Consider the following 20,225-nt stretch of genomic DNA (forward strand, 5'->3'; position numbering starts at 1 on the left):
CTAGCGATGACGGCTTCATACGTACGCGGGTGGGGCCGCGTCCGTGGCGGTGGGTGTCCGGCGCGGACGCCCACCGTCACAGATGCGCGAGTTTCTCCAGGACCGGGGCGGCCGCGCGGAGCTTCGCCCACTCGTCCTCGTCCAGGCCCTCGACCAGGCCGGCCAGGAAGGCGTTCCGCTTGCGACGGCTCTCCTCGAGCATCGCCTCGGCCCGCTCGGTCTGAGTGACCACCTTCTGGCGCCGGTCCTCGGGATGCGGCTCCAGCCTGACCAGCCCCTTGCTCTCCAGCAGCGCCACGATGCGGGTCATCGACGGCGGCTGGACATGCTCCTTGCGGGCGAGCTCGCCGGGGGTGGCGGAGCCGCAGCGGGACAGGGTGCCGAGCACCGACATCTCGGTCGGGCTCAGCGACTCGTCGACCCGCTGGTGCTTGAGTCGGCGCGAGAGGCGCATCACAGCGGAGCGGAGAGCGTTCACGGCGGCAGCGTCGTCGCCATGGGTCAGGTCAGCCATGCTCTTTAGGATAAGTCATTACTTTCCCTAAAGACCACCGCGCAACGCCGCCTCCCGGGTGACTCCCGCCACGCAAACCCACGCTTCCCGGCGGCACGGGCAAACTTTCGAGTCACATCTATCACCCAAATGGGTGATAGAGCGGGGGAACGTGACACACCGGCCGTCCGAATCCGGCGACCCTCGTACACATGGGGACCAGTGTGCTCAGTGTGCGGCTGGAGCTGGAGCTGCTCGAACGGCTCCGCCTGCACGCCGCCAAAAGAGGAATGAGCGTCCAGGACTATGTCGTCCGGACGCTCATTCGGGATGACTTCGACGAGCGGTTCCAGGCCGCCGTCGACGAAACGGAGAGGTTCTACGGGGTCACCTGACCCCGCAGGAGCCCATCAGGTCAGACCCAGGGCCGGCATCAGGTAGTAGAAGCCGAACACCGCCGCCACCACGTACATCGCGGCGGGGATCTCCCGGGCACGGCCCGCAGCCAGGCGCAGCACCACGAAGGTGATGAAGCCCATGCCGATGCCGTTCGTGATCGAGTACGTGAAGGGCATCATCAGCATCGTCACGAAGGCCGGGACGGCGATCGTGTAGTCCGCCCAGTCGATCTCCTTGATCGAGTTGGACAGGATCAGGAAGCCGACCGTGACCAGCGCCGGGGTGGCGGCCTGGGACGGGACCATCGTGGCGACCGGGGTGAGGAAGAGGGCCACGGCGAAGAGAAGGCCCGTGACGACGTTGGCGAAGCCCGTGCGCGCGCCCTCGCCGACGCCCGCCGTGGACTCCACGAAGCAGGTGGTGGCCGAGGAGGAGCTGACACCGCCCGCGGCGACCGCGATGCCGTCCACGAAGAGCACCTTGTTCATGCCCGGCATATAGCCCTCGGCGTCGGTCAGCTTGGCCTCGTCGCTGATGCCCATGATCGTGCCCATCGCGTCGAAGAAGCACGACAGCAGGACCGTGAAGACGAAGAGGATGCCGGTCAGGACGCCGACCTTGCCGAAGCCGCCGAACAGGCTGACCTTGCCGATCAGGCCGAAGTCCGGGGTGGCGACCGGGTTGCCCGGCCACTTCGGGACGGTCAGACCCCAGGAGGCGATCTTGGCGGTGGCGTTGAGGATCACCGCGAGCACCGTCATCGCGACGATCGAGATCAGGATGGCCCCCGGCACCTTGCGGACGATCAGCGCGAAGGTGAGCAGGGTGCCCAGGATGAAGACCAGAACCGGCCAGCCGGTCAGATGGCCGCCCGTGCCGAGCTGCAGCGGGACCGTGGTCTGCGCGATGTCCGGGATACGGGTGACGAAGCCGGAGTCGACGAGCCCGATCAGCATGATGAACAGGCCGATACCGATGGCGATGCCCTTGCGCAGACCGAGCGGCACGGCGTTCATCACCCGCTCGCGCAGACCGGTGGCGACCAGCAGCATCACCACGAGGCCGGCGAGGACGACCATGCCCATCGCGTCCGGCCACGACATACGCGGCGCGAGCTGGAGGGCGACGACCGTGTTCACGCCGAGACCGGCGGCGAGAGCGATCGGGACATTGCCGATCACGCCCATGAGCAGCGTGGTGAAGGCGGCGGTGACGGCGGTCGCGGTGACCAGCTGGCCGTGGTCCAGGTGGTGCCCGTACATGTCCTTCGCGCTGCCGAGAATGATCGGGTTCAGCACGATGATGTACGCCATCGCAAAGAAGGTGGCGAAGCCGCCCCGGATCTCACGGGAGAGCGTGCTGCCCCGCTCCGAGATCTTGAAGTAACGGTCGAGGGCACCGGACGGGGGTCGGGTGCCCGGCTGCTGCGGGGCGGCCTTGGCAGGGGCCGAGGTGGACATGCGAGACCTCAGGAGTGCGGGGGACTTCGGACAGGCACAGACATGGACAAACATGATCGAGTCTCGCCGTCACCTGATCACCAACGGGTCTCCCCCATGGCGTTGTTGGTGATTCATACGAATATAAGCGGCCAGACTCGAACTGTTTCAGTATGAACATATGAGGCGTAGATCGCTATCTCCGCGCGTAGACCCTTGGCGCACACGGGCCCGGGGTCCACCCCGACACCGCCGCCCGTCCCTCGTAAGCTGTGCGCATGGCGAAATGGACCCCCAAGCACGAGGCGCCGGAGCCCCTTGAGGGCCCCGTGGTCGCCACCATCACCGGCGGCACGATCCTGTGGTTCGTCCTCTTCCTGGTCCAGCTGCCGTTCTACGGCTGGTTCGCCGACCACGGGCACACCTGGTGGCTGTGGACCTGCCTGGCCGGCGCGGGGCTCGGCTGCATCGGCATCTGGTACGTGCGCAGGCGGGACGCCGCGATCAAGCGGGACGCGGCGCGGAACGAAGCCGCGGCCGAGGGTTAGTCCGGGGCTCCGCGTACGACCACCGCAGGAGAGGCGTCCTCCCCGGGTCGGATCTTCGGCTCGCTCAAGGGGTGAAGGCGCAGTTCCGCACGTACCGTCGAATGCATGAGTCACATCGACGCGGGCGCCGAACTCGATCCCGTGCACCCCGCCCCCGTACCCGGGCGGACTCGGGGACTGTCCGCCGCCGAGGTGGCCGAGCGGGTCGCCCGCGGTGACGTCAACGACATCCCCGTCCGCAGCAGCCGCACCCTCGGCGAGATCGTCCGCGCCAACGTCTTCACCCGCTTCAACGCGATCATCGGTGTGCTCTGGCTGATCATGCTGTTCGTGGCGCCGTTCCAGGACAGCCTCTTCGGCTATGTGATCATCGCCAACACCGGCATCGGCATCATCCAGGAGTGGCGCGCCAAGAAGACCCTGGACTCGCTCGCGGTGATCGGCGAGGCGCGGCCCACGGTCCGCCGGGACGGGGTGACCGCCGCGATCGCCACCTCGGAGATCGTGCTCGACGACATCATCGAGACCGGACCGGGCGACAAGATCGTCGTCGACGGCGTCTGCGTCGAGGCCGACGGACTGGAGATCGACGAGTCACTGCTGACCGGCGAGGCCGACCCCGTCGTCAAACGGACCGGGGCCCCGGTCATGTCCGGCAGCTTCGTCGTCGCCGGCAGCGGCGCCTTCCGCGCGACCAAGGTGGGCCGGGAGGCCTACGCCGCCCAGCTCGCAGAGGAGGCGAGCCGCTTCACCCTCGTCCATTCCGAGCTGCGCAGCGGTATCTCCACGATCCTCAAGTACGTGACGTGGATGATGGTCCCGACCGCGATCGGCCTTGTCATCAGCCAACTGGTGGTCAAGCAGTCCGGATTCAAGAACTCCCTGGCCCGTACGGTCGGCGGCATCGTGCCCATGGTCCCCGAGGGGCTCGTCCTGCTCACCTCCGTGGCCTTTGCCATCGGCGTCATCCGGCTGGGGCGCAAACAGGTCCTGGTCCAGGAACTGCCCGCCATCGAGGGCCTCGCCCGCGTCGACACCGTCTGCCTGGACAAGACCGGCACCCTCACCGAGGGCGGCATGGACGTCACCGAACTCAGGCCGCTCCAGGGCGCCGACGAGACCTATGTACGCAAGGTGCTCGGCGCGCTCGGCGAGTCCGACCCGCGTCCGAACGCCTCCCTCCAGGCGATCATCGACGCCTACCCGGACAGCGAGGAGTGGCGCTGCACCGAGGCCCTGCCCTTCTCCTCCGCCCGTAAGTACAGCGGCGCGTCCTTCAGCGAGGGCGACGGCCAGGCCAGCACCTGGCTGCTCGGCGCCCCGGACGTCCTGCTCGGCCCCGACGACCCGGCCCTGACCGAGACCGAGCGCCTCAACGAGCAGGGGCTGCGGGTGCTGCTGCTGGCCCGCACCAGCCGCGAGCTGGACGACCCCCGGGTCAAGGACGGCACCCGGCCCACCGCGCTGGTCGTGCTGGAGCAGCGGCTGCGCCCGGACGCCGCCGACACCCTGCGCTACTTCGCCGACCAGAACGTCCGCGCCAAGGTGATCTCCGGCGACAACGCGGTGTCCGTGGGCGCGGTCGCCGGGAAGCTCGGCATCGCCGGCGAGGTGATGGACGCCCGCCGCCTTCCGCCGAACCAGGCGGAGATGGCCAAGTCGCTGGACAAGGGCACCGTGTTCGGGCGGGTCACCCCGCAGCAGAAGCGGGACATGGTGGGCGCGCTGCAGTCGCGCGGCCACACGGTGGCGATGACGGGCGACGGCGTGAACGACGTGCTCGCGCTCAAGGACGCGGACATCGGCGTCTCGATGGGCTCCGGCTCGGAGGCGACCCGGGCCGTGGCGCAGATCGTGCTGCTCGACAACAGCTTCGCGACACTCCCGTCTGTGGTCGGCGAGGGCCGGCGGGTGATCGGGAACATCACCCGGGTCGCCACGCTGTTCCTGGTGAAGACGGTCTACTCGGTGCTGCTGGCGGTGCTGGTGGTGTGCTGGCAGGTGGAGTACCCGTTTCTGCCCCGGCATCTGACCCTGCTGTCGACCCTGACGATCGGCGTGCCGGCCTTCTTCCTGGCGCTCGCGCCCAACAGGGAGCGGGCCAGGCCCCACTTCGTACGGCGGGTCATGCGGTACTCGGTCCCGGGCGGGGTCATGGCGGCGGTCGCGACCTTCGTGACGTATCTGATCGCCCGGCACCACTACACGGGCCCCGGCTCGCTGGAGGCGGAGACCAGCGCGGCGACTCTCACGCTCTTCCTGATCTCGATGTGGGTGCTGGCGATCGTCGCCCGGCCCTACACCTGGTGGCGCGTCGCTCTGGTGGCCGCGATGGGTGTGGCGTTCCTGTTCGTCCTGGCCGTGCCCGCGCTGCAGCACTTCTTCGCGCTGAAGCTGGTGGGCGTCTCGATCCCCTGGATCGCGGTGGGGATCGCGGCGGTGGCGGCGGCCGCCCTCGAGTTCGTCTGGAAGTGGGTCGACCGCCGCGTGCCCGCGTGAGGGGTGCTACACGGCGGGCCACATGGTCTTGCCGACCGCCAGCTTGCCCTTGCCGTCGCCCGCGTACCAGCGCAGATCGCCGTTGGACCACAGCGCGGCCAGGTCCGCCTTGCCGTCGCCGTTGAAGTCACCGCCGAGCACGGCACGCATGCCGCCCCAGCTCTTGTCGGGGTACATCGAACGGGCCTTGTCGAAGGTCCCGTCGGCCTTGCCCGGGTAGAGGTTCAGGGCGCCGTCGGAGGTGACGGCGGCGATGTCGTCACGACCGTCGCCGTTGAAGTCACCCGTGGCGATGTGCTTCATCTTCCAGGTCTTGTCGGGCCACATGGCCTTCTTCTGGTTGACCAGGTTGCCGCTCGCGTCCCTCTTGTAGGTGTAGAGGGATCCGTCGGGCCACTGGAACAGCAGGGTGTCGCGTCCCGCGGTGCCGGTCTTGAGGGCGGCGGCGGGCAGGCCGTCCTTCCAGGTGGCGTCGGTCCAGAGCTTGGTCCGCTTCCACATCGTCGGCACCCAGGTGTGCTGTGCCAGGAACATGTCACCGTCGTTCTCGACCATGGCCACTTCCGGGCCCGCCCCGTCCCCGAAGTCGCCCGCGACGAGCTGTGCCGGCGTGGTGCGGCTGAAGGTCGGGCCCAGGTACGCCCCGTACTGGAGCGTGCCGTCGGGACGGCCGTAGAAGACATGGGCGGGGCCGCGGGTCAGGACGGCCGCGATGTCCGTACGCCCGTCACCGTTGAAGTCCGCCGCCGTGATGGCGTCGGTGACGAAGTCCTTCCGGGTCGTCAGCCGGACCCGCTGCACCCAGTCCGCGATGTCGTCGACCCGGGTGGCGACGGCACCGGTGCGGGTCTCCTGGGAGCCGAGGCAGCCGCCTCCCCAGGAGGCGTCGACCACGCCGACCAGATCGCCGTTCGCGTTGAGGACGGGGCCGCCGGCGTCGCCCTGGCACAGGGCACCGCCGCCGTTGCTCGGGGAGATGGCCAGGGTCGAGGCGCCCACGGTGTCCACGGTGAAGGAGCCGGTGTGCGCCCGGGCGGGGACCCACTCGTCCCTGGTGCGGCCGAACCCGTCGGCCTTGAGCTGGTCGCCCTGGGCCGGTGCGGTGGTGCCGAGTTCGGCCTCGTCGATGTCGGGGAACGGGCCGTCCAGCGGGTTGTCGATCGTGGCCGGGTTGGTGATCCGCGCCATGACCAGGTCGCGGTCGGGGTGCGGGACGAGCTCCAGGACCTTCTGCTTCACGATCGCTTCCGCGCTGGGGCGGTTGCCGTCGGCGGTGACCACGGTGGTGTACGCGGGCTTGCCGGCGGGGATCTTCGACGGGTGCTGGGGGTCGGCGGCGAAGCAACTGGCGGTGGTGAGCACCCACTGGCCGTCGACCAGGGTGCCGGAGCAACTGCGCTCGTTGTCGTTCCCGAGGTCGATGTGGAGCTTCACCGTGAACTGGTCGGCGCCGTCGGCCACCTGATCACCCACCACCGACTGGGCGGGCGGAGCGGCCAGCAGACCGGTCGTGAGGCCGGCCGTCACCAGACCGGTCACCCATGCCATGCGCTGTGTGCGCGGACGAACGTTTTTCACTGTTCCTCGAATCACCAAGAAGTTCTGCGCGGACGGAAGAGGGGACGGGGCGCCTCGACGGGCACCGGTGCGGCCGGTCAGCCGGTCACCCGGAGCTCGACGAGCACCGACCTGGCGCCGTCGCTGGTGCCCTCGCCGACGGACTGGTAGCCGTCCTTGGGCACGTTGACGGTCGTGGTGGAGCCGTTGGCGGTGAGGTCCGCGCTCACCGGGTGGTCCGTGGTCTCGACCCCGAAGACCCGGGGGAGTTCCAGGGTCAGCCGGCCCGTCGGGCCGAGCGCCTTGAAGCAGTAGGTGCCCCGGCGGCCGACGGAGTCGTCCTTGACGGTGAGCACCCGGATCTGCTGGGCGGCCTGGTCGCAGTCGACCAGCAGGATGTGACCGTCACCCTTCTTCAGCTTGATGCCCTGCTCGGTGAGGATCCGGTCCGCCGAGGGGTAGTTGTAGCCCTCGACCGCGACGGGCGGCGTGTCGGAGGACGGGGGCACGGGCGGGTCGTCGGCGGCGGCGATGGACACACCGCCCACCGTGGCGATCCCGGCCACGACTGCGGACACGACTATTTTCCGGGCGTGGAAAGGCACGCGAGAGTCCTTTCGGAAACGGGTCGCCGAAAAGAGGGACCCGCCGAGAAGTAAGGAACGAAAAAGCCTGCGGAGAAGCAGAAGAGGTCAGTTGAGTGCCGGGCCGTGACAGGCCGGTCCGCACCGCTGAAGACGCCTCAAAGCAACCCCCGTGATTGCGTCGAAAAACCAAGGCGCCGACGACTTCACAGACGGAAGGGCGCGAATGGTTGAAATCCCCTGGCCGAAAGCCACCGCTGGTCAGGCGGAGACAAAGGCGGGGCATACGTTAGTCAAAGCCTCACTGTTCGTCAATACAAGACCTCTACGCCTTGCTCGGCAACTCGCCATGAACCCAACGCGATCACGCCATGGGACCGCAGCCGATACACCGCCATAGGGGGAACAACGGGACATTTCTCCGGAGCGGCCGCCCATCGATCGCATCGGCCCTGAATCGGATTCGATTGCACGGATCCCGGGGCCGCTCAGCCCTATTTCGATTTCGGTGTCCGTTCGCGAAAAACGGCCGCCCCCGCCGGGATTCCGGCGAGGGCGGCCTTGGTGGGGTGAAAGGGTTACTTCACGTCGACGAAGTCACCCGTGGCGTTGACCGCCGGGGTGGTCGAGGTGCCCGAGAAGGAGTAGCGGTAGTACCCGTCGACGGACGCCTTGACCGTGGTCTTCAGGTTGCCCGCGCTGTCCGTCTTGATGGTCTTGAGCGTGGTGTAGGTGTTGCTGCCCTTCTTGCGGAACTGCAGCTTCACCGACTGGCCCGAGAACCCGACGTACTTGTGGGCCTGCCAGTCGGCACGGGACAGCTTGCCCTTGACCGTGAGGGTCGCGCCCTTCCTCACCGGCTCCGGCGAAGCGTCGGCCGTCAGCGCGGAGTTGCGCTGGATAAGGGTCGTCGCGAGGCCGCCCTTCTCGGCGACGCCGATCTTGGACGGGTCCGGGTTGCTCGAGTCCAGCTGGCCGTTCCAGTCGATGGCGCCGGCGGCGGCGCCCCAGGAGCCCGCGTTCGCGTTCTCCAGGTCACCCTCGGCCGGGTAGATGTCGATCGTGCCCTTGCAGGTGGCGACGGTCGACGAGGTGGCGGTGCACTTGGCCGGGGCGTCGCCGAAGAGGACGTTGTCCGCGTCGGCGTAAGAACCCTTGTAGAGGTACGGGTCCGTCTCGAAGTCCGGCGAGGTGATGTCGACGTCGGTGCCGTGGGTCATGGTGTACGAGACCGGGATGGACACGTGGCCGCCGGTGCCCACCTTGTAGGCCTTGCCGATCTTGAAGCCGGAGAAGGTGACGTTCAGGGCGTACGGCTCGCCCGACGTGCCGGTGCCGGCGGTGAACGCCCGCATGCCGGAGGCGGCGTGGGCGGACTGCAGGACCTTCGCGACGGCCGCGCGGTGAGCCGGGGCGGCGGGTGCGGCCTGCGCGGCCGACACGGCGAAGGCGGAGAGGGCCAGGGCGCCGGTGACGGCGGCCGCAGTGGCACGGATACGCATGACGTTCTCCAAGTGGAGAAAGGGGCCGCGGACTGACTCACGGAGCCCCGGAGTGTCTGGGGAGTCGGTTGACTCGCATGATCAGATCCATGGCCTGAACACATGGTTGTACGTGGCTGGATCTTTTTTCACGCGCATTACCCGACTGCTCCACACCCCTTCACATGGGGCGACGTCCCGGCAGCCGTCGCCCCACGTGCAGGCCCCGTACGAGCGCGGGCCGGACTCAGTCGAACCAGCGGTCCCGTGCCAGCTCGTCCGTGCGTGAGGGGTCCTCCAGAAGCGCGGCGACCTCGAAGCGGCGCGGCCACTGGCCCGTCGCCCAGGCGAGACCCGCGGCGACGCCCTCCAGGGTGGCGGCGTGCAGCACGCCGTCCGTGGTCAGCCGCCAGTCGATCTCCACGCCGTCGACGACGAGTTCCTCGTGCTCCACGTACGACGCCGGGGTGGACTGCCCGAGCAGGACCCGCACGGACTCCGGGACGTCGTGCTCGGCGCCCTCGGAGGTCACCTCGCCCGTCACCGACTCGCTCAGCCGCCGCACCTGGAACAGCTCGGCGAGATCGGCGGCCCGCGTCGGGCGCACCGGCAGCAGCGGGACGCCCTCGGTGAAGGGCAGCAGGTCGGGCGAGTCGACGACCACCGCGTCGGCGGCGTCCACGACACCCACCCGGCCGTCGACCACCGCGCGCAGCTCGTCCGGCAGGGTCACCTGTTCCGGGTCGAGATCGGCCAGGGCCGTGTAGAGGGCGTGCAGCTGGGCCGCGGAGACGGGCCGCCCGGGGTCGGCGAGCCGATCGAGCAGTTCGGCCGCACCGCCCGGCTCGTCGAGCAGGGCGGCCACGGAGGTCCGTACGCCGAGCGCCCGCAGCACCTGCTCGTCCTCGAAGCCGGTGGCGTCGGCCTCGTCGTACAGCCCGTGCAGCAGCGGGTCGCCGCCCGCGGCACGCAGACCCGCGGGGCGGCGACCGCCGAGGACCGGGTTCCCGCGCAGCCACCAGGCGGTGTACGGCCGTACGACCTCATGGGTGCCGTCGGGCAGCAGAATCCGCACCGGCTGGGTGAGCGCGTCCCGCAGCGGGGGCTCGGACAGCAGGGCGAGGGCCTGCGGCCAGTGGTCGTCGTCGACGAGGTCCAGATCGCGCACGGCGACGATCTCGGTCGCCACCGGCGGCACAGGGGTGTCGGGCAGCCGGTCCAGGACGTCCTCGCACCACACGTCGACGGCGTCGAGCAGTCCGACGTCGTCCGGCTCGGCGAAGTCCCCGTCGCGGGGATCGAGCTCGTCGGGGTCCAGGACCACGTCGGCGGCGCGGACCAGGGCGAAGTTCGCCAGCACCCCGCAGGCGGTCAGCGGCTGTTCACCCCAGCGTTCGGCCAACTCACCGTCGACCAGCGCGAGTTCCTCCTCGCGCATGACGCTCGCGAAGGGGCTGCCGGGGAGCACGAGTTCCCCGGCGGGCGCGAGCTCGCCGTCCTCGTCGGGCAGGGCGAGGGCGCCGAGCCAGGGCTCGTCGCCGGGGCCGAGCGCGGCCTCCCGGACCAGGGCGAGGACGGTGTCGGCGAGTTCCTCGGCGTCCAGGCCCTCCTGGTCCCAGCCGGGCCCCTCGTCGTCGAGGGAGGCGGCGACGGCGGCCCGCACCTGCGGGGTGGTGAGCACCGCGCGCGGGGTGGCCGGCAGGGCGCCCAGCTTCTCCAGGAGCGGATGGGCGGCCTCCGGATGGGCGACCTTCAGACCCAGCCGAGCCAGGGCCTCGGGCGTCACCGGCGGCCCGTCCAGGGTCGGCAGCAGCACCTGACGGGGCCCGATGGTCGTACGGCCGTCGGCGAGCGGCACGGGCAGCCCGGTCAGCCGGTCCGGGTCGACGCCGGCCAGGCTGTCGTACAGCCGCCACCACCACTCGGGCTCCTTCTCCAGGCCCGCCAGCCGGTCCACCGCCTCGGTCAGCGGGACCCGGGCCACGCCCAGGGTCCGCAGCTCGGCACGGCGCTCCAGGCCCGCGGGGAGGAGGCTCGGCAGCACCTCGGCGAGGACCCGCACGGTCTCGGCGCCGGCCCCCTCGACGATCTCGGCGTCCCGCGGCCGCAGCGCCTCGGGCAGCTCGGAGTCCTCGACCAGGTCGTGGGCGGGCGGCAGGAACGCGGTGCGCGGCAGCCGGTCCAGGACGGCCCGGCGCAGGGCGCCGTCCAGCTCGCCCTTGCCCAGCGGGCCGGGCACCAGGTCGATGGCGCCGGGGGTCACCGGGCGCCAGTCGGCGAGGAGTTCGGCGTACGCGTCGGCCGCGCGCTCCACCAGGAAGTCGGTCAGCGGGCCGGGCGCGGCGTGGCGGCGGGTGGGGTCCAGCGGGAACGAGGCGATGAGCAGCGCGGGCACGCCGAGCGCCTCGTCGCTGGGTGTGGGGGCGTGCACGACGGCTGCGGTACGGGGCCGGGCCGGGGTGCCGTCGTCGGCGACGGGGACGGCCCAGGTGACGGACCAGTGCGGACGCAGCCGCTCCTCGACCGGACGGTCGGCGAGCAGGTCCGGGGTGAGGGGGCCGTGCCGGGACTCGGTGCGCCAGCGGGAGGTGCCGTCGCGGGAGTCGTCGACCACGGTGTCGGTGCCTTCGGCGCGCCGGCGCAGGGTCCGCACCTCGTCGCCGATCTCGACGACGACCTCCTCCAGGCCGGGCAGGGCGAGCAGGAGGGCGTCGTCGACGGTGTGCAGCAGCCGCTCGGCCAGGTCGGCGGCGGCCGTGTCGCGCAGCGGGAGGATGACGACGGTGTCGTACGGGTCGGGGGCGCTGCCCTCGGCGGCGAACGGCAGCCGCAGCAGCGGCACATGGCCGTCGCGGCGGCGGATCTCGTCCCCGAGGCCGGCACTGTGCAGGGCGGTCTCGCCGGCCAGTTCCCGGGCCTCGGCCAGGGACCAGCGGACCCCGCCGTGCCGGCCGACGACGGCGGGCTCGTCGCTGACCGCGAGGACGGCCGCGAAGCCGACGCCGAAGCGCCCGACGGCCTGCTCATGGGTGTCGCGCTTGGCCGAGGCGCGGAGGGTGGACAGCGACTCGACGCCGACCGCGTCGAGAGGGGCACCGGTGTTGGCGGCGACGAGCACGCCGTCGCGCAGGGTGAGCCGCAGCCGGCCGGGGGTCCCGGCCCGGGCCGCGGCGTCGGCGGCGTTCTGCGCGAGCTCGACGACCAGACGGTCGCGGTACCCGCCGAGTACCAGGTCCTCCTCGGCGTTGGCGTCCTCGCGGAACCGGGCCGGGCTGGTGGCCCAGGCGTCCAGCACCCCGCGCCGCAGCCGGGCCGTTCCGAACGGGTCCGCGCCTTCGGCTGCCGGCCGCACGAATACGCTCACGCTTTCACTCTCCCTCTCGCGGCGTGCCCGTGCCTGCCGCGGGACGAAAGTACCGTCTGCCGGATCGGCCGTTCCCGGGGGTGGCGCCCCCGGGCCCCTCGCCGCGGCCCGCACGGCCGCGCTGCGCGGTGACGGGACGGGCCCGACCGGGGCCGGACCGGAGGTCGCGGACAGGGCCGTCACGGCACGTCGGAGGGGCCGGGCGAGAGCGGCGAAAGAGCCGCTGACGAGGGCGCGCGGGTCGCGCGCCGGGGCGGGCCTCGGCGGGGTCGCTCCTACGGGCGGGCCCCGACGGGGGCGCTCCTAGGAGTGCCCCAGCTCGGCCGCCGCCTCGTCCGCCACGGCCGGTACCGAACCCGAGTCCGGAGAGGGACGCAGCGGGAACGGCTCCACCCTCGTCTCGTCGACCACCGGCGGGGGCGGCTGCGGAGCCTTGGGCATGACCGCCGCCTCGGAGTGGCCGCCGCAGCCGTAGGCGAGAGAGACCACATGGCCGTCGGCAGGGGAGAACTCGTTCGCGCACACACCGAAGGCCTGGCCGAGCGAGCCCCCGAGCGCCACCAGGAAACCGCAGCTGACACAGGAGGCGGGCGCCGCCTGCGCCATCGGCGTCTTCGGGCCGAACGCCTCCTCCCAGCGGTCGGCGGCGACATGCAGTCCGTAGCGGGACAGGACCCGGGCTCGGCGCATGCCCAGTTCCTCCGCCACCGCGGCGATCGAGCCGCGCGAGGGGGCCATCGGCAGGTTCGCGGGAACGCCCGCGGTCACCTCCACGTCCTCCGCCTCGACCAGCTCCGCCATCTCGCCCGAGACCGGGGAGTTCGGCGGGGGCTCCTCCTCGCCCGAGAAGCCGGGCTCCAGGCGCAGATCCTCGGCGTCCGTCGGCAGCAGGTCGCCGGGGCCCATGTCGCCCGGGCGCAGCCGCTCGCTCCACGGCACCCACTCGGGCGCGAGCAGCGCGTCGGGGCCGGGCAGCAGCACCGTCTCGTCGAGCGTGACGATCTTCGCGCGGGACGCCCGTGCGACCGTCACCGCCCAGCGCCAGCCCCGGTAACCCATTTCCTTGCACTCGAAGAAGTGGGTGACAACGCGGTCGCCCTCGGCCACCATCCCGGTGTGCTCGCCGACGATGCCGGGCGCGGCGACCTCCTCGGCGGCGGTGCGGGCGAGGTCGACGGCCTCGGCGCACAGGCGGTCGGGGGTGCGGCTTCGCGTTGTCGCTGCGCTCACAGGTATCGCTTCTCTCCTACGCCGTCTCACGGGTGCGCCATTCCCGGCTGTGAGTGCGAACGGAGCGGACCGGAGGACCGCGTCGACGTCCGCGCCCGATCGCACTCGGGCGCACCTACCCCATCCATTCTGCGGGATGGATGAGAGGCGCGCGGCCGAGAACAATCGCCACGACGCGCTACGCACGCTACCCTCTCCGCGCCCCGGGGCCCACACCGAGTGGCTGCGCTTTCCCGGAGGCGGGCCCTCCGAGCCGGGCCGGTACGGCGTGGGCGCGGTTTCCGGACCGTCCGGCGCGCCCGGCCGACCGCGCACCCCCGCCCGTCCTGTACGGGACACCACGCGCCCCGATCCGCGCGGTAACCGCACTACCCCCGGCCTTCTCGGGGCACTATGACGGGGTGGCAGCCGCGAGGTCGTCCCACGAAGCCGCCGGCGTGAGCGGGGCCGAGGGACGCAGCCGGGGTGGCGGTTCGGGCCGGTTCGGCGGTTCCGTCCGCGCGGTCGGCCGTGCCCTGCACTTCCCGGTCACCGGCGCCGCCCGGGGCATCCGCAAGGTGACCCACGCGCACGGCGCCGGCGAATCCGGGCTCGGCAAGCTGATCGAGCTGCACGCGGTGAACGGTGCCGGCGACGTCATGGTCACCGTCGCCCTCGCGTCCACCGTCTTCTTCTCCGTGCCGACCGACGAGGCCCGCGGCCGCGTGGCCCTCTACCTCGCCATCACGATGGCCCCGTTCACGGTCCTCGCCCCCGTGATCGGCCCGCTCCTGGACCGGCTGCCGCACGGCCGCAGGGCCGCGATGGCGGGCGCGATGCTCGCCCGGGCCCTGCTCGCGCTGATCATCTCGGGGGCGGTCGCGAGCGGAAGCCTGGAGCTGTACCCGGCGGCGCTCGGCGTCCTCGTGGCCTCCAAGGCGTACGGCGTGGTCCGCAGCGCCGTCGTGCCCCGGCTGCTGCCGCCCGGCTTCTCCCTGGTGAAGGCCAACTCCCGGGTGACCCTCGGCGGTCTCCTCGCCACCGGCGTGGCCGCCCCCATCGGCGCGGGCCTGCACACGATAGGACCGGCGTGGCCCCTCTACGGGGCCTTCCTGATCTTCGTCGCGGGGACGTTTCTGTCGTTCTCGCTGCCCCCGAAGGTCGACTCCGCCAAGGGCGAGGACATCGCGCTGCTCGCCGCGGACGCCGAACACCTGCACGGGCCACGCCGCCGGGCGACCGGGCGCCGTCCGGGGCTGCGGACGGTCGGCCCCGCCGTCACCCACGCCTTGGCCGCCAACGCCGCCCTGCGCTGTCTGTCCGGCTTCCTGATCTTCTTCCTCGCCTTCCTGCTGCGCGAGCACCCGCTCACCGGGGAGAGCGCCGCGGTGTCGCTCGGCATAGTCGGCGTCGCGGCGGGCGCGGGCAACGCGCTGGGCACGGCGGTCGGCTCCTGGCTGAGGTCCCGCGCCCCGGAAGTGATCATCGTGACGGTCGTGGCGATCGTGCTGGGCACGGCGATCATCGCGGCGGTCTTCTTCGGCGCGTTCCTCGTGGCGTGTCTGGCGGCGGTCGCCGGGTTCGCGCAGGCGCTCGCCAAGCTGTCGCTGGACGCGCTGATCCAGCGGGACGTGCCGGAGCTGGTGCGGACCTCGGCGTTCGCGCGCTCGGAGACGCTGCTCCAGGTGGCCTGGGTGCTGGGCGGCGCGATCGGCATCGTGCTGCCGCTGAACGGGGTGCTGGGGCTCGTGGTGGGCGCCGCGCTCGTCGCCGCGGGCTGGCTGGCGACCGTACGGGGTCTGCTCGCCTCGGCCCGCCGCGGCACCCGCGCGGGCACCTGATCGCACGAGTACGCGGCACGTCGCGCACCCCACGTGGCAAGGGGACTGGACGTGCCCGATAGCCTTCGGCCATGACCGCACTGCGTTCCCGCCGCGCCGTAGCCGCCCTCGGCGCCGTTTCCGCCGGACTTCTCCTGCTGTCCGCCTGTAACAAGCCGACGCCGCTCGCGACCGTCACGGTCGGCACGGACTCGGTGAGCTCCCAGACCGACTGCTACAACGACGGCAACGAAGTCGCGGCCGCGGATCTGGCGAAGTGCCTGAAGTCCAAGGACATCAAGACGATCAGCGTCGACCCCGATGCGACCGTCCGGTTCGGCGTGGACCCGGCCATCGCGGACAACGGCTGGACGATCCTCATGAACGGTCAGCCGCTGACCGACGCCAGCAAGAAGACGTACCGCACGATCCCGGGCAGCGTGTTCTTCAACGCGCAGTACGGCGCGAGCGGCAACACCACCCTCGTCTCCATCAAGGAGGGCGCGAACAAGGTGACGGGTCTGTGGACCTTCAAGCTCAAGAAGGAATCCTGACCACGTCGTCCGTCGAGGCGTCCCCCGCTCGCGGGGGCGGCATCCTGGTGGCCACCGCGGTCCCGGCCGAACGGGACGCGGTGGCCAGGGCGTTTCCGGGGCCGGTGACCGAGGCGCCGCTGCCCGCGGCCGTCCTGCACCGGACCGGGGCCGTGGACCTCCTCGCCGTCGGGGTCGGGCCCGCCCTCGCCGCCGCCTCCACCGCCTCCGCGCTGACCGCCGCCGCGCTCGCGGGCGCCCCCTACGACCTCGTGGTCAGCGTCGGCATCGCGGGCGGCTTCGCCCCGGACGCCCCCCTCGGCGCGCTCGTCGTCGCCGACGACATCGTGGCCGCCGACCTCGGTGCCGAGAGCCCGGACGGCTTCCTCCCGGTCACCGACCTCGGGTTCGGGACCGTCAGCCACCGGCCGCCCGCATCACTCGTACGAGAACTCGCGGCCGCCGCCGGTGCGCTCACCGGCACCGTCCTCACCGTCTCGACCGTCACCGGCAGCGCCGGGCGCGCCGCGGAGCTGCGCGCCCGGCATCCGTCTGCGCTCGCCGAGGCGATGGAGGGCTTCGGCGTCGCGGAGGCGGCCGCCGCGCACGGCACGCCCGTCGTGGAGATCCGGGCCGTCTCCAACCCCGTCGGCCCCCGCGACCGCGCCGCCTGGCGCATCGGCGACGCCCTCGCGGCCCTCACCGAGGGCTTCGGGAAGTTCGCGCACGTACTCGAGAGTTGGACACAGCATGACCGCACCCACTGAGTCCCGGCCCCTGCAGATCGCCTACTCCCCCTGCCCGAACGACACGTTCGTCTTCGAGGCATGGGCCCACGGCCGCGTTCCCGGCGCACCGGCGCTCGACGTCACCTTCGCCGACATCGACGTCACCAACGGCATGGCCGAGCGCGGTGAGTTCGACGTGCTGAAGGTGTCGTACGCCGTGCTGCCGTACGTCCTGGACGAGTACGCCCTGCTGCCGTGCGGGGGCGCGCTGGGCCGGGGCTGCGGGCCGCTGGTGCTCACCCGGGAGCCGGACGCCCCGCTCACCGGGCGGACGGTCGCCGTGCCGAGCGAGACGTCGACGGCGTATCTGCTCTTCCGGCTGTGGGCCGCGGACACCGTGCCGGGAGGCGTCGGCGAGATCGTCGTCATGCCGTTCCACGAGATCATGCCGGCCGTGCGGGACGGGAAGGTCGACGCCGGGCTCGTGATCCACGAGGCCCGGTTCACCTACCAGAACTACGGGCTGCACAAGCTCGCCGACATGGGCGAGCACTGGGAGGCCACGACCGGACTGCCCATCCCGCTGGGCGCGATCATCGCCAGGCGTTCGCTGGGCGAGGACACGCTGATGCTGCTCGCCGAGTCCGCCCGGGCCTCCGTACGGGCGGCCTGGGACGACACCGAGGCCTCCCGTGCGTATGTCATGGAGCATGCGCAGGAGATGGATCCGGCGGTGGCGGACGCGCACATCGGGCTGTATGTCAACGAGTTCACCGCGGACCTGGGCGAGGACGGCTACGCCGCGGTCCGGGGCCTGCTCACGCGCGCGGCGGCCGAGGGGCTGGTGCCGTCCCTCGGCCCGAACGCGCTGGCGTTCCCCTGACGGGGGTTCCGGACCGGCTCGCGCGCGGTCAGACGTCCAACTGGTCGGCGACCGCGCGCAGCAGGCCCGCGATCTTCTTGCCGGAGGCCTTGTCGGGGTAGCGGCCCGCCTCCAGCATCGGGGTGATGTTCTCCAGGAGCGTCGTGAGGTCCTGGACGATGGACGCCAGTTCGTCCGGCTTCTTGCGCTGGGCGGCCGCGACCGAGGGCGTCGGATCCAAAAGGGTGACGGACAGCGCCTGGTCACCACGCTGACCGGCGACCACTCCGAACTCCACGCGCTGTCCCGGCTTCAGGGAATCGACTCCGGCGGGGAGAACCGAGGAGTGGACGAAGACGTCGCCGCCGTCGTCGCGGGAGAGAAAGCCGAAGCCTTTCTCGCTGTTGAACCACTTGACCTTGCCGGTAGGCACGTCTGTCCTCGTCCTCGTACTCGTCGGAAACTGCGTCTGCAAAGTATTTCGGGAAACCGCTCTGGAGAGCACTGCAGCGGGTCCCCCGGACCCGCCGGTACCAAGGCTAATGGTCCGGGGGCCGGTGACAAGACGTCGCCGAGTCGTTCCTCGCGACGGGAACTACCCTGGTCCGGTGCGTGACGAAACCCAAGCGAATTCCGCCGCGGCCGGCGACCGGCTGATCCGTGCCGGTGCGATCGTCTTCTTCATCGGAGCGGTGGCCACTTTGGTCACCGTGGCCCCGCTCCTGCTCGGGACGAAGCCCTTCCCGACGTTCCTGTACGGCCTGAGCATGCTCATGGGCGTCGGTTTCCTGCTGGCCGGCGCGGGCTTGCTGCGCTCGATCGCGCAGGGCCGCAAACGGGCCCGCGAGGCACGCTCCTGACGGACGGGCGCTCTCCCGACGGACCGGAACTCTCCTGATGGACCGGAGCTCTCCCGTGGGACCGGCGGGGGGCGCCTCTCTACCGGGCCGCGTACTCCGTCAGCCAGGCGGGGAACTCGGTCAGGTCGGCGAGGACGACGTCCGCGCCTGCCGCCCGCAGCTCCTCGGCGGGGCAGGGGCCGGTGGCCACGGCGACGGAGTACGCGCGGGCCTTACGGGCGCCGCGCACGTCCCCGACGTGGTCGCCGACGTAGACGCCGGCCGCGTGCTCCAGGAGCGCCTCGGCCTTCTGCTCCGCCCACAGGTCGCCGATCACCTCGTCCGGCTCGATCCCGAGGTGCTCCAGGTGCAGCTTCGCGTTGGGCTCGTACTTGGCGGTGACGACGATCGCGCGCCCGTCGGCCGCCCGCACGGCCTCGATCGCCTCACGGGCGCCGGTCAGGGCGGGCGTCGCGGCGATCGCGACGGCGGGGTACATCGCACGGTAGAGATCGGCCATCTCGTCGATCCGCTCCGCCGGGAACCAGTTGACCAGTTCGTCCACCAGCGGGGGCCCGAGCCGGGTGATCGCGAGGTCGGCGTCGATGTACGTTCCCGTCCGCGCCGACAGCTCCCGGTAGCAGGCGTGGATCCCGGGCCGGGAGTCGATCAGGGTCATGTCGAGGTCGAAGCCGACGGTGAGGGCGCGAGACGTCATGGGAGCCATTGTCCCAGCGCCGCGGGTGGGCACCGGCGGCGGCTCCGCCCGCCGGACCGTGCCTCACTTCTGCCGCTGCGACCGCCACACCAGATACAGGGCCGAGGCGACGGCCGCTCCCCGCACCACCCAGGGCCAGGTCTGGGCGACGGCGTCGTTCATGTGCCCCTGGGCGATCGGATCGCCCCAGCGGCCACTGGTGCGGCCCCAGAGCCAGACGATCCCCGAGGCGACGGCCAGACCGGGCAGGACCATGACCGCCCACTTGGACTCGGCGGGGGTCAGCCGGCGCGAGCCCCAGGCGATCAGCCAGCCGAGCCCGAGGGCGAACCAGTTGCCGAGCACGGCCCCGGCGACGAGGAGTCCGGCGGCCAGGAGCAGCAGCGGGTTGCTCCGGGCGGTGAGCAGGGGCAGCCGCCGGCGGGCGGCGCGCTCCTTGGCGGCGGGGGCGGCCTCGACGACGGGTTCCGCCGCGGTCGGCTCCTTCCCCTTCGGCTCCCTGGCGGCCGGTCCCCCACCGCCGTCCGGCTTCGGCGGACCGCCCGGCGCGGGCGGCGGCTTCAGCAGTTCGGGGATCTCCACCCCGCCCGTGAACCCCGGTACCGGGTCGCCGAGCGCGAACCCGCCGCCGGGGGCGCCGTCCACCCGCCACCAGTCGGGCCGGACGGCGCTGTCGCCCAACTCGTCGGCACCGGCCAGATGAGGCGGCGAGGCGGCGTTCCTGGACGGGCCCGCGGGGCCGGGCTCGGCGGGCCGGGGGCGGGGCACGACACGGCGCAGGCCCCTGGGGCGGCCGGGGTCCTCGAAGCCCTTCGACCGCTGCTCGGGTACGGCCGCGGGACGGCTCGGAACGGCACCGCCCGAGGTGTCCTCGGACGCGGCGGCCACGACCTCGTCGGGGGTGCCCAGCCGGTCGAGGATCCGCCGGACGGCGGCCGGGCTGTCCACCGGGGACTTCGCCCGCCGCCGGTCGATCTCCTCGCGCAGCCCGGACACGAGCCGCATCCGCGCGGCCGACGGCAGCTGGCGCTGCTGGGCCACGTCTCCGACCCGGCTCAGATAGTCGAAGACGATCTGGTCGCTCTCGATCCCCACGAAGCCCCTCCGGGGTGGGCCGCTGTCGGTACGTACCGTATCCCGGCGGACGCTTCC

The 20,225-nt window shown here is 71.8% G+C and carries 18 protein-coding genes; 8 read left to right on the plus strand and 10 right to left on the minus strand.

The features are described 5' to 3' along the window. Positions 1 to 76: 76 nt before the first annotated feature. Positions 77 to 514: a MarR family transcriptional regulator gene (locus ACFY2Z_RS10190; RefSeq protein ID WP_311694561.1), complete on the minus strand. Its 438-nt coding sequence runs from the start codon at positions 512 to 514 to the stop codon at positions 77 to 79. Between the two features lie 191 nt (positions 515 to 705). Here ACFY2Z_RS10190 and ACFY2Z_RS10195 point away from each other — a divergent pair, with 191 nt between their 5' ends. Further along, positions 706 to 888: a ribbon-helix-helix protein, CopG family gene (locus tag ACFY2Z_RS10195; RefSeq protein WP_390743716.1), complete on the plus strand. Its 183-nt coding sequence runs from the start codon at positions 706 to 708 to the stop codon at positions 886 to 888. Between the two features lie 15 nt (positions 889 to 903). Here the strand turns inward: ACFY2Z_RS10195 and ACFY2Z_RS10200 are convergent, their stop codons facing one another. After that, on the minus strand, positions 904 to 2,352 hold the full coding sequence (locus tag ACFY2Z_RS10200; RefSeq protein WP_390743717.1) for an NCS2 family permease: 1,449 nt from the start codon (positions 2,350 to 2,352) through the stop codon (positions 904 to 906). 257 nt (positions 2,353 to 2,609) lie between these two features. Here ACFY2Z_RS10200 and ACFY2Z_RS10205 point away from each other — a divergent pair, with 257 nt between their 5' ends. After that, on the plus strand, positions 2,610 to 2,879 hold the full coding sequence (locus ACFY2Z_RS10205; RefSeq protein WP_390743718.1) for a DUF2530 domain-containing protein: 270 nt from the start codon (positions 2,610 to 2,612) through the stop codon (positions 2,877 to 2,879). A gap of 105 nt (positions 2,880 to 2,984) precedes the next feature. Further along, positions 2,985 to 5,378, plus strand: coding sequence for an HAD-IC family P-type ATPase (locus ACFY2Z_RS10210; RefSeq protein ID WP_390743719.1), 2,394 nt, complete (start codon positions 2,985 to 2,987; stop codon positions 5,376 to 5,378). A 6-nt stretch (positions 5,379 to 5,384) separates the two neighbouring features. On the opposite strand, the gene ACFY2Z_RS10215 is transcribed toward ACFY2Z_RS10210, so the two are convergent. From ACFY2Z_RS10215 to ACFY2Z_RS10235, 5 genes are all read right to left on the minus strand, one after another. Further along, on the minus strand, positions 5,385 to 6,926 hold the full coding sequence (locus ACFY2Z_RS10215) for an FG-GAP-like repeat-containing protein (protein ID WP_390743720.1): 1,542 nt from the start codon (positions 6,924 to 6,926) through the stop codon (positions 5,385 to 5,387). A 107-nt stretch (positions 6,927 to 7,033) separates the two neighbouring features. Continuing rightward, positions 7,034 to 7,513, minus strand: coding sequence for a hypothetical protein (locus ACFY2Z_RS10220; protein WP_390743721.1), 480 nt, complete (start codon positions 7,511 to 7,513; stop codon positions 7,034 to 7,036). A gap of 584 nt (positions 7,514 to 8,097) precedes the next feature. Continuing rightward, positions 8,098 to 9,021, minus strand: a complete 924-nt coding sequence (locus tag ACFY2Z_RS10225; protein WP_390743722.1) for a hypothetical protein — start codon at positions 9,019 to 9,021, stop codon at positions 8,098 to 8,100. A gap of 226 nt (positions 9,022 to 9,247) precedes the next feature. Then, positions 9,248 to 12,364, minus strand: a complete 3,117-nt coding sequence (locus ACFY2Z_RS10230) for a sacsin N-terminal ATP-binding-like domain-containing protein (RefSeq protein WP_390743723.1) — start codon at positions 12,362 to 12,364, stop codon at positions 9,248 to 9,250. A gap of 303 nt (positions 12,365 to 12,667) precedes the next feature. Further along, a complete protein-coding gene (locus tag ACFY2Z_RS10235; RefSeq protein ID WP_390743724.1) occupies positions 12,668 to 13,594 on the minus strand; it encodes a DUF3027 domain-containing protein in 927 nt (308 codons plus the stop codon). 401 nt (positions 13,595 to 13,995) lie between these two features. Between ACFY2Z_RS10235 and ACFY2Z_RS10240 the strand changes: the two genes are divergently transcribed. From ACFY2Z_RS10240 to ACFY2Z_RS10255, 4 genes are all read left to right on the plus strand, one after another. Further along, positions 13,996 to 15,414 (plus strand): MFS transporter, encoded by a 1,419-nt coding sequence (locus tag ACFY2Z_RS10240; RefSeq protein ID WP_390743725.1) that lies wholly within the window; start codon positions 13,996 to 13,998, stop codon positions 15,412 to 15,414. 71 nt (positions 15,415 to 15,485) lie between these two features. Next, complete coding sequence (locus ACFY2Z_RS10245; RefSeq protein WP_390743726.1) at positions 15,486 to 15,947, plus strand: DUF2771 domain-containing protein; 462 nt, start codon at positions 15,486 to 15,488, stop codon at positions 15,945 to 15,947. Then, entirely contained in the window at positions 15,944 to 16,693 is a 750-nt protein-coding gene (locus ACFY2Z_RS10250; protein ID WP_390743808.1) for a futalosine hydrolase, read from the plus strand. Before ACFY2Z_RS10245 ends, ACFY2Z_RS10250 begins: the two co-directional genes overlap by 4 nt. Continuing rightward, on the plus strand, positions 16,677 to 17,537 hold the full coding sequence (locus tag ACFY2Z_RS10255) for a 1,4-dihydroxy-6-naphthoate synthase (RefSeq protein WP_390743727.1): 861 nt from the start codon (positions 16,677 to 16,679) through the stop codon (positions 17,535 to 17,537). The genes ACFY2Z_RS10250 and ACFY2Z_RS10255 overlap by 17 nt, the downstream gene beginning before the upstream one ends. A gap of 28 nt (positions 17,538 to 17,565) precedes the next feature. Here the strand turns inward: ACFY2Z_RS10255 and ACFY2Z_RS10260 are convergent, their stop codons facing one another. Next, positions 17,566 to 17,949, minus strand: a complete 384-nt coding sequence (locus ACFY2Z_RS10260; RefSeq protein WP_390743728.1) for a cold-shock protein — start codon at positions 17,947 to 17,949, stop codon at positions 17,566 to 17,568. A 175-nt stretch (positions 17,950 to 18,124) separates the two neighbouring features. Here ACFY2Z_RS10260 and ACFY2Z_RS10265 point away from each other — a divergent pair, with 175 nt between their 5' ends. Further along, complete coding sequence (locus ACFY2Z_RS10265; RefSeq protein WP_390743729.1) at positions 18,125 to 18,376, plus strand: hypothetical protein; 252 nt, start codon at positions 18,125 to 18,127, stop codon at positions 18,374 to 18,376. A gap of 79 nt (positions 18,377 to 18,455) precedes the next feature. On the opposite strand, the gene ACFY2Z_RS10270 is transcribed toward ACFY2Z_RS10265, so the two are convergent. Next, a complete protein-coding gene (locus tag ACFY2Z_RS10270; protein WP_390743730.1) occupies positions 18,456 to 19,073 on the minus strand; it encodes an HAD family hydrolase in 618 nt (205 codons plus the stop codon). A 63-nt stretch (positions 19,074 to 19,136) separates the two neighbouring features. Continuing rightward, positions 19,137 to 20,168, minus strand: coding sequence for a hypothetical protein (locus tag ACFY2Z_RS10275; protein WP_390743731.1), 1,032 nt, complete (start codon positions 20,166 to 20,168; stop codon positions 19,137 to 19,139). Between the last annotated feature and the right edge of the window lie 57 nt (positions 20,169 to 20,225).

Origin of the sequence: Streptomyces sp. NPDC001222, from assembly GCF_042896945.1 — a bacterium.
GTDB lineage: Bacteria > Actinomycetota > Actinomycetes > Streptomycetales > Streptomycetaceae > Streptomyces > Streptomyces gibsoniae.

Bases quoted from the DNA above. Each gene is read 5' to 3' on its own strand.
- ACFY2Z_RS10215 (WP_390743720.1), bottom strand. From the start codon at position 6,926: ATGGCATGGGTGACCGGTCTGGTGACGGCCGGCCTCACGACCGGTCTG.
- ACFY2Z_RS10270 (WP_390743730.1), bottom strand. From the start codon at position 19,073: ATGACGTCTCGCGCCCTCACCGTCGGCTTCGACCTCGACATGACCCTG.
- ACFY2Z_RS10255 (WP_390743727.1), top strand. From the start codon at position 16,677: ATGACCGCACCCACTGAGTCCCGGCCCCTGCAGATCGCCTACTCCCCC.
- ACFY2Z_RS10195 (WP_390743716.1), top strand. From the start codon at position 706: ATGGGGACCAGTGTGCTCAGTGTGCGGCTGGAGCTGGAGCTGCTCGAA.
- ACFY2Z_RS10190 (WP_311694561.1), bottom strand. From the start codon at position 514: ATGGCTGACCTGACCCATGGCGACGACGCTGCCGCCGTGAACGCTCTC.
- ACFY2Z_RS10245 (WP_390743726.1), top strand. From the start codon at position 15,486: ATGACCGCACTGCGTTCCCGCCGCGCCGTAGCCGCCCTCGGCGCCGTT.
- ACFY2Z_RS10200 (WP_390743717.1), bottom strand. From the start codon at position 2,352: ATGTCCACCTCGGCCCCTGCCAAGGCCGCCCCGCAGCAGCCGGGCACC.
- ACFY2Z_RS10225 (WP_390743722.1), bottom strand. From the start codon at position 9,021: ATGCGTATCCGTGCCACTGCGGCCGCCGTCACCGGCGCCCTGGCCCTC.
- ACFY2Z_RS10210 (WP_390743719.1), top strand. From the start codon at position 2,985: ATGAGTCACATCGACGCGGGCGCCGAACTCGATCCCGTGCACCCCGCC.
- ACFY2Z_RS10205 (WP_390743718.1), top strand. From the start codon at position 2,610: ATGGCGAAATGGACCCCCAAGCACGAGGCGCCGGAGCCCCTTGAGGGC.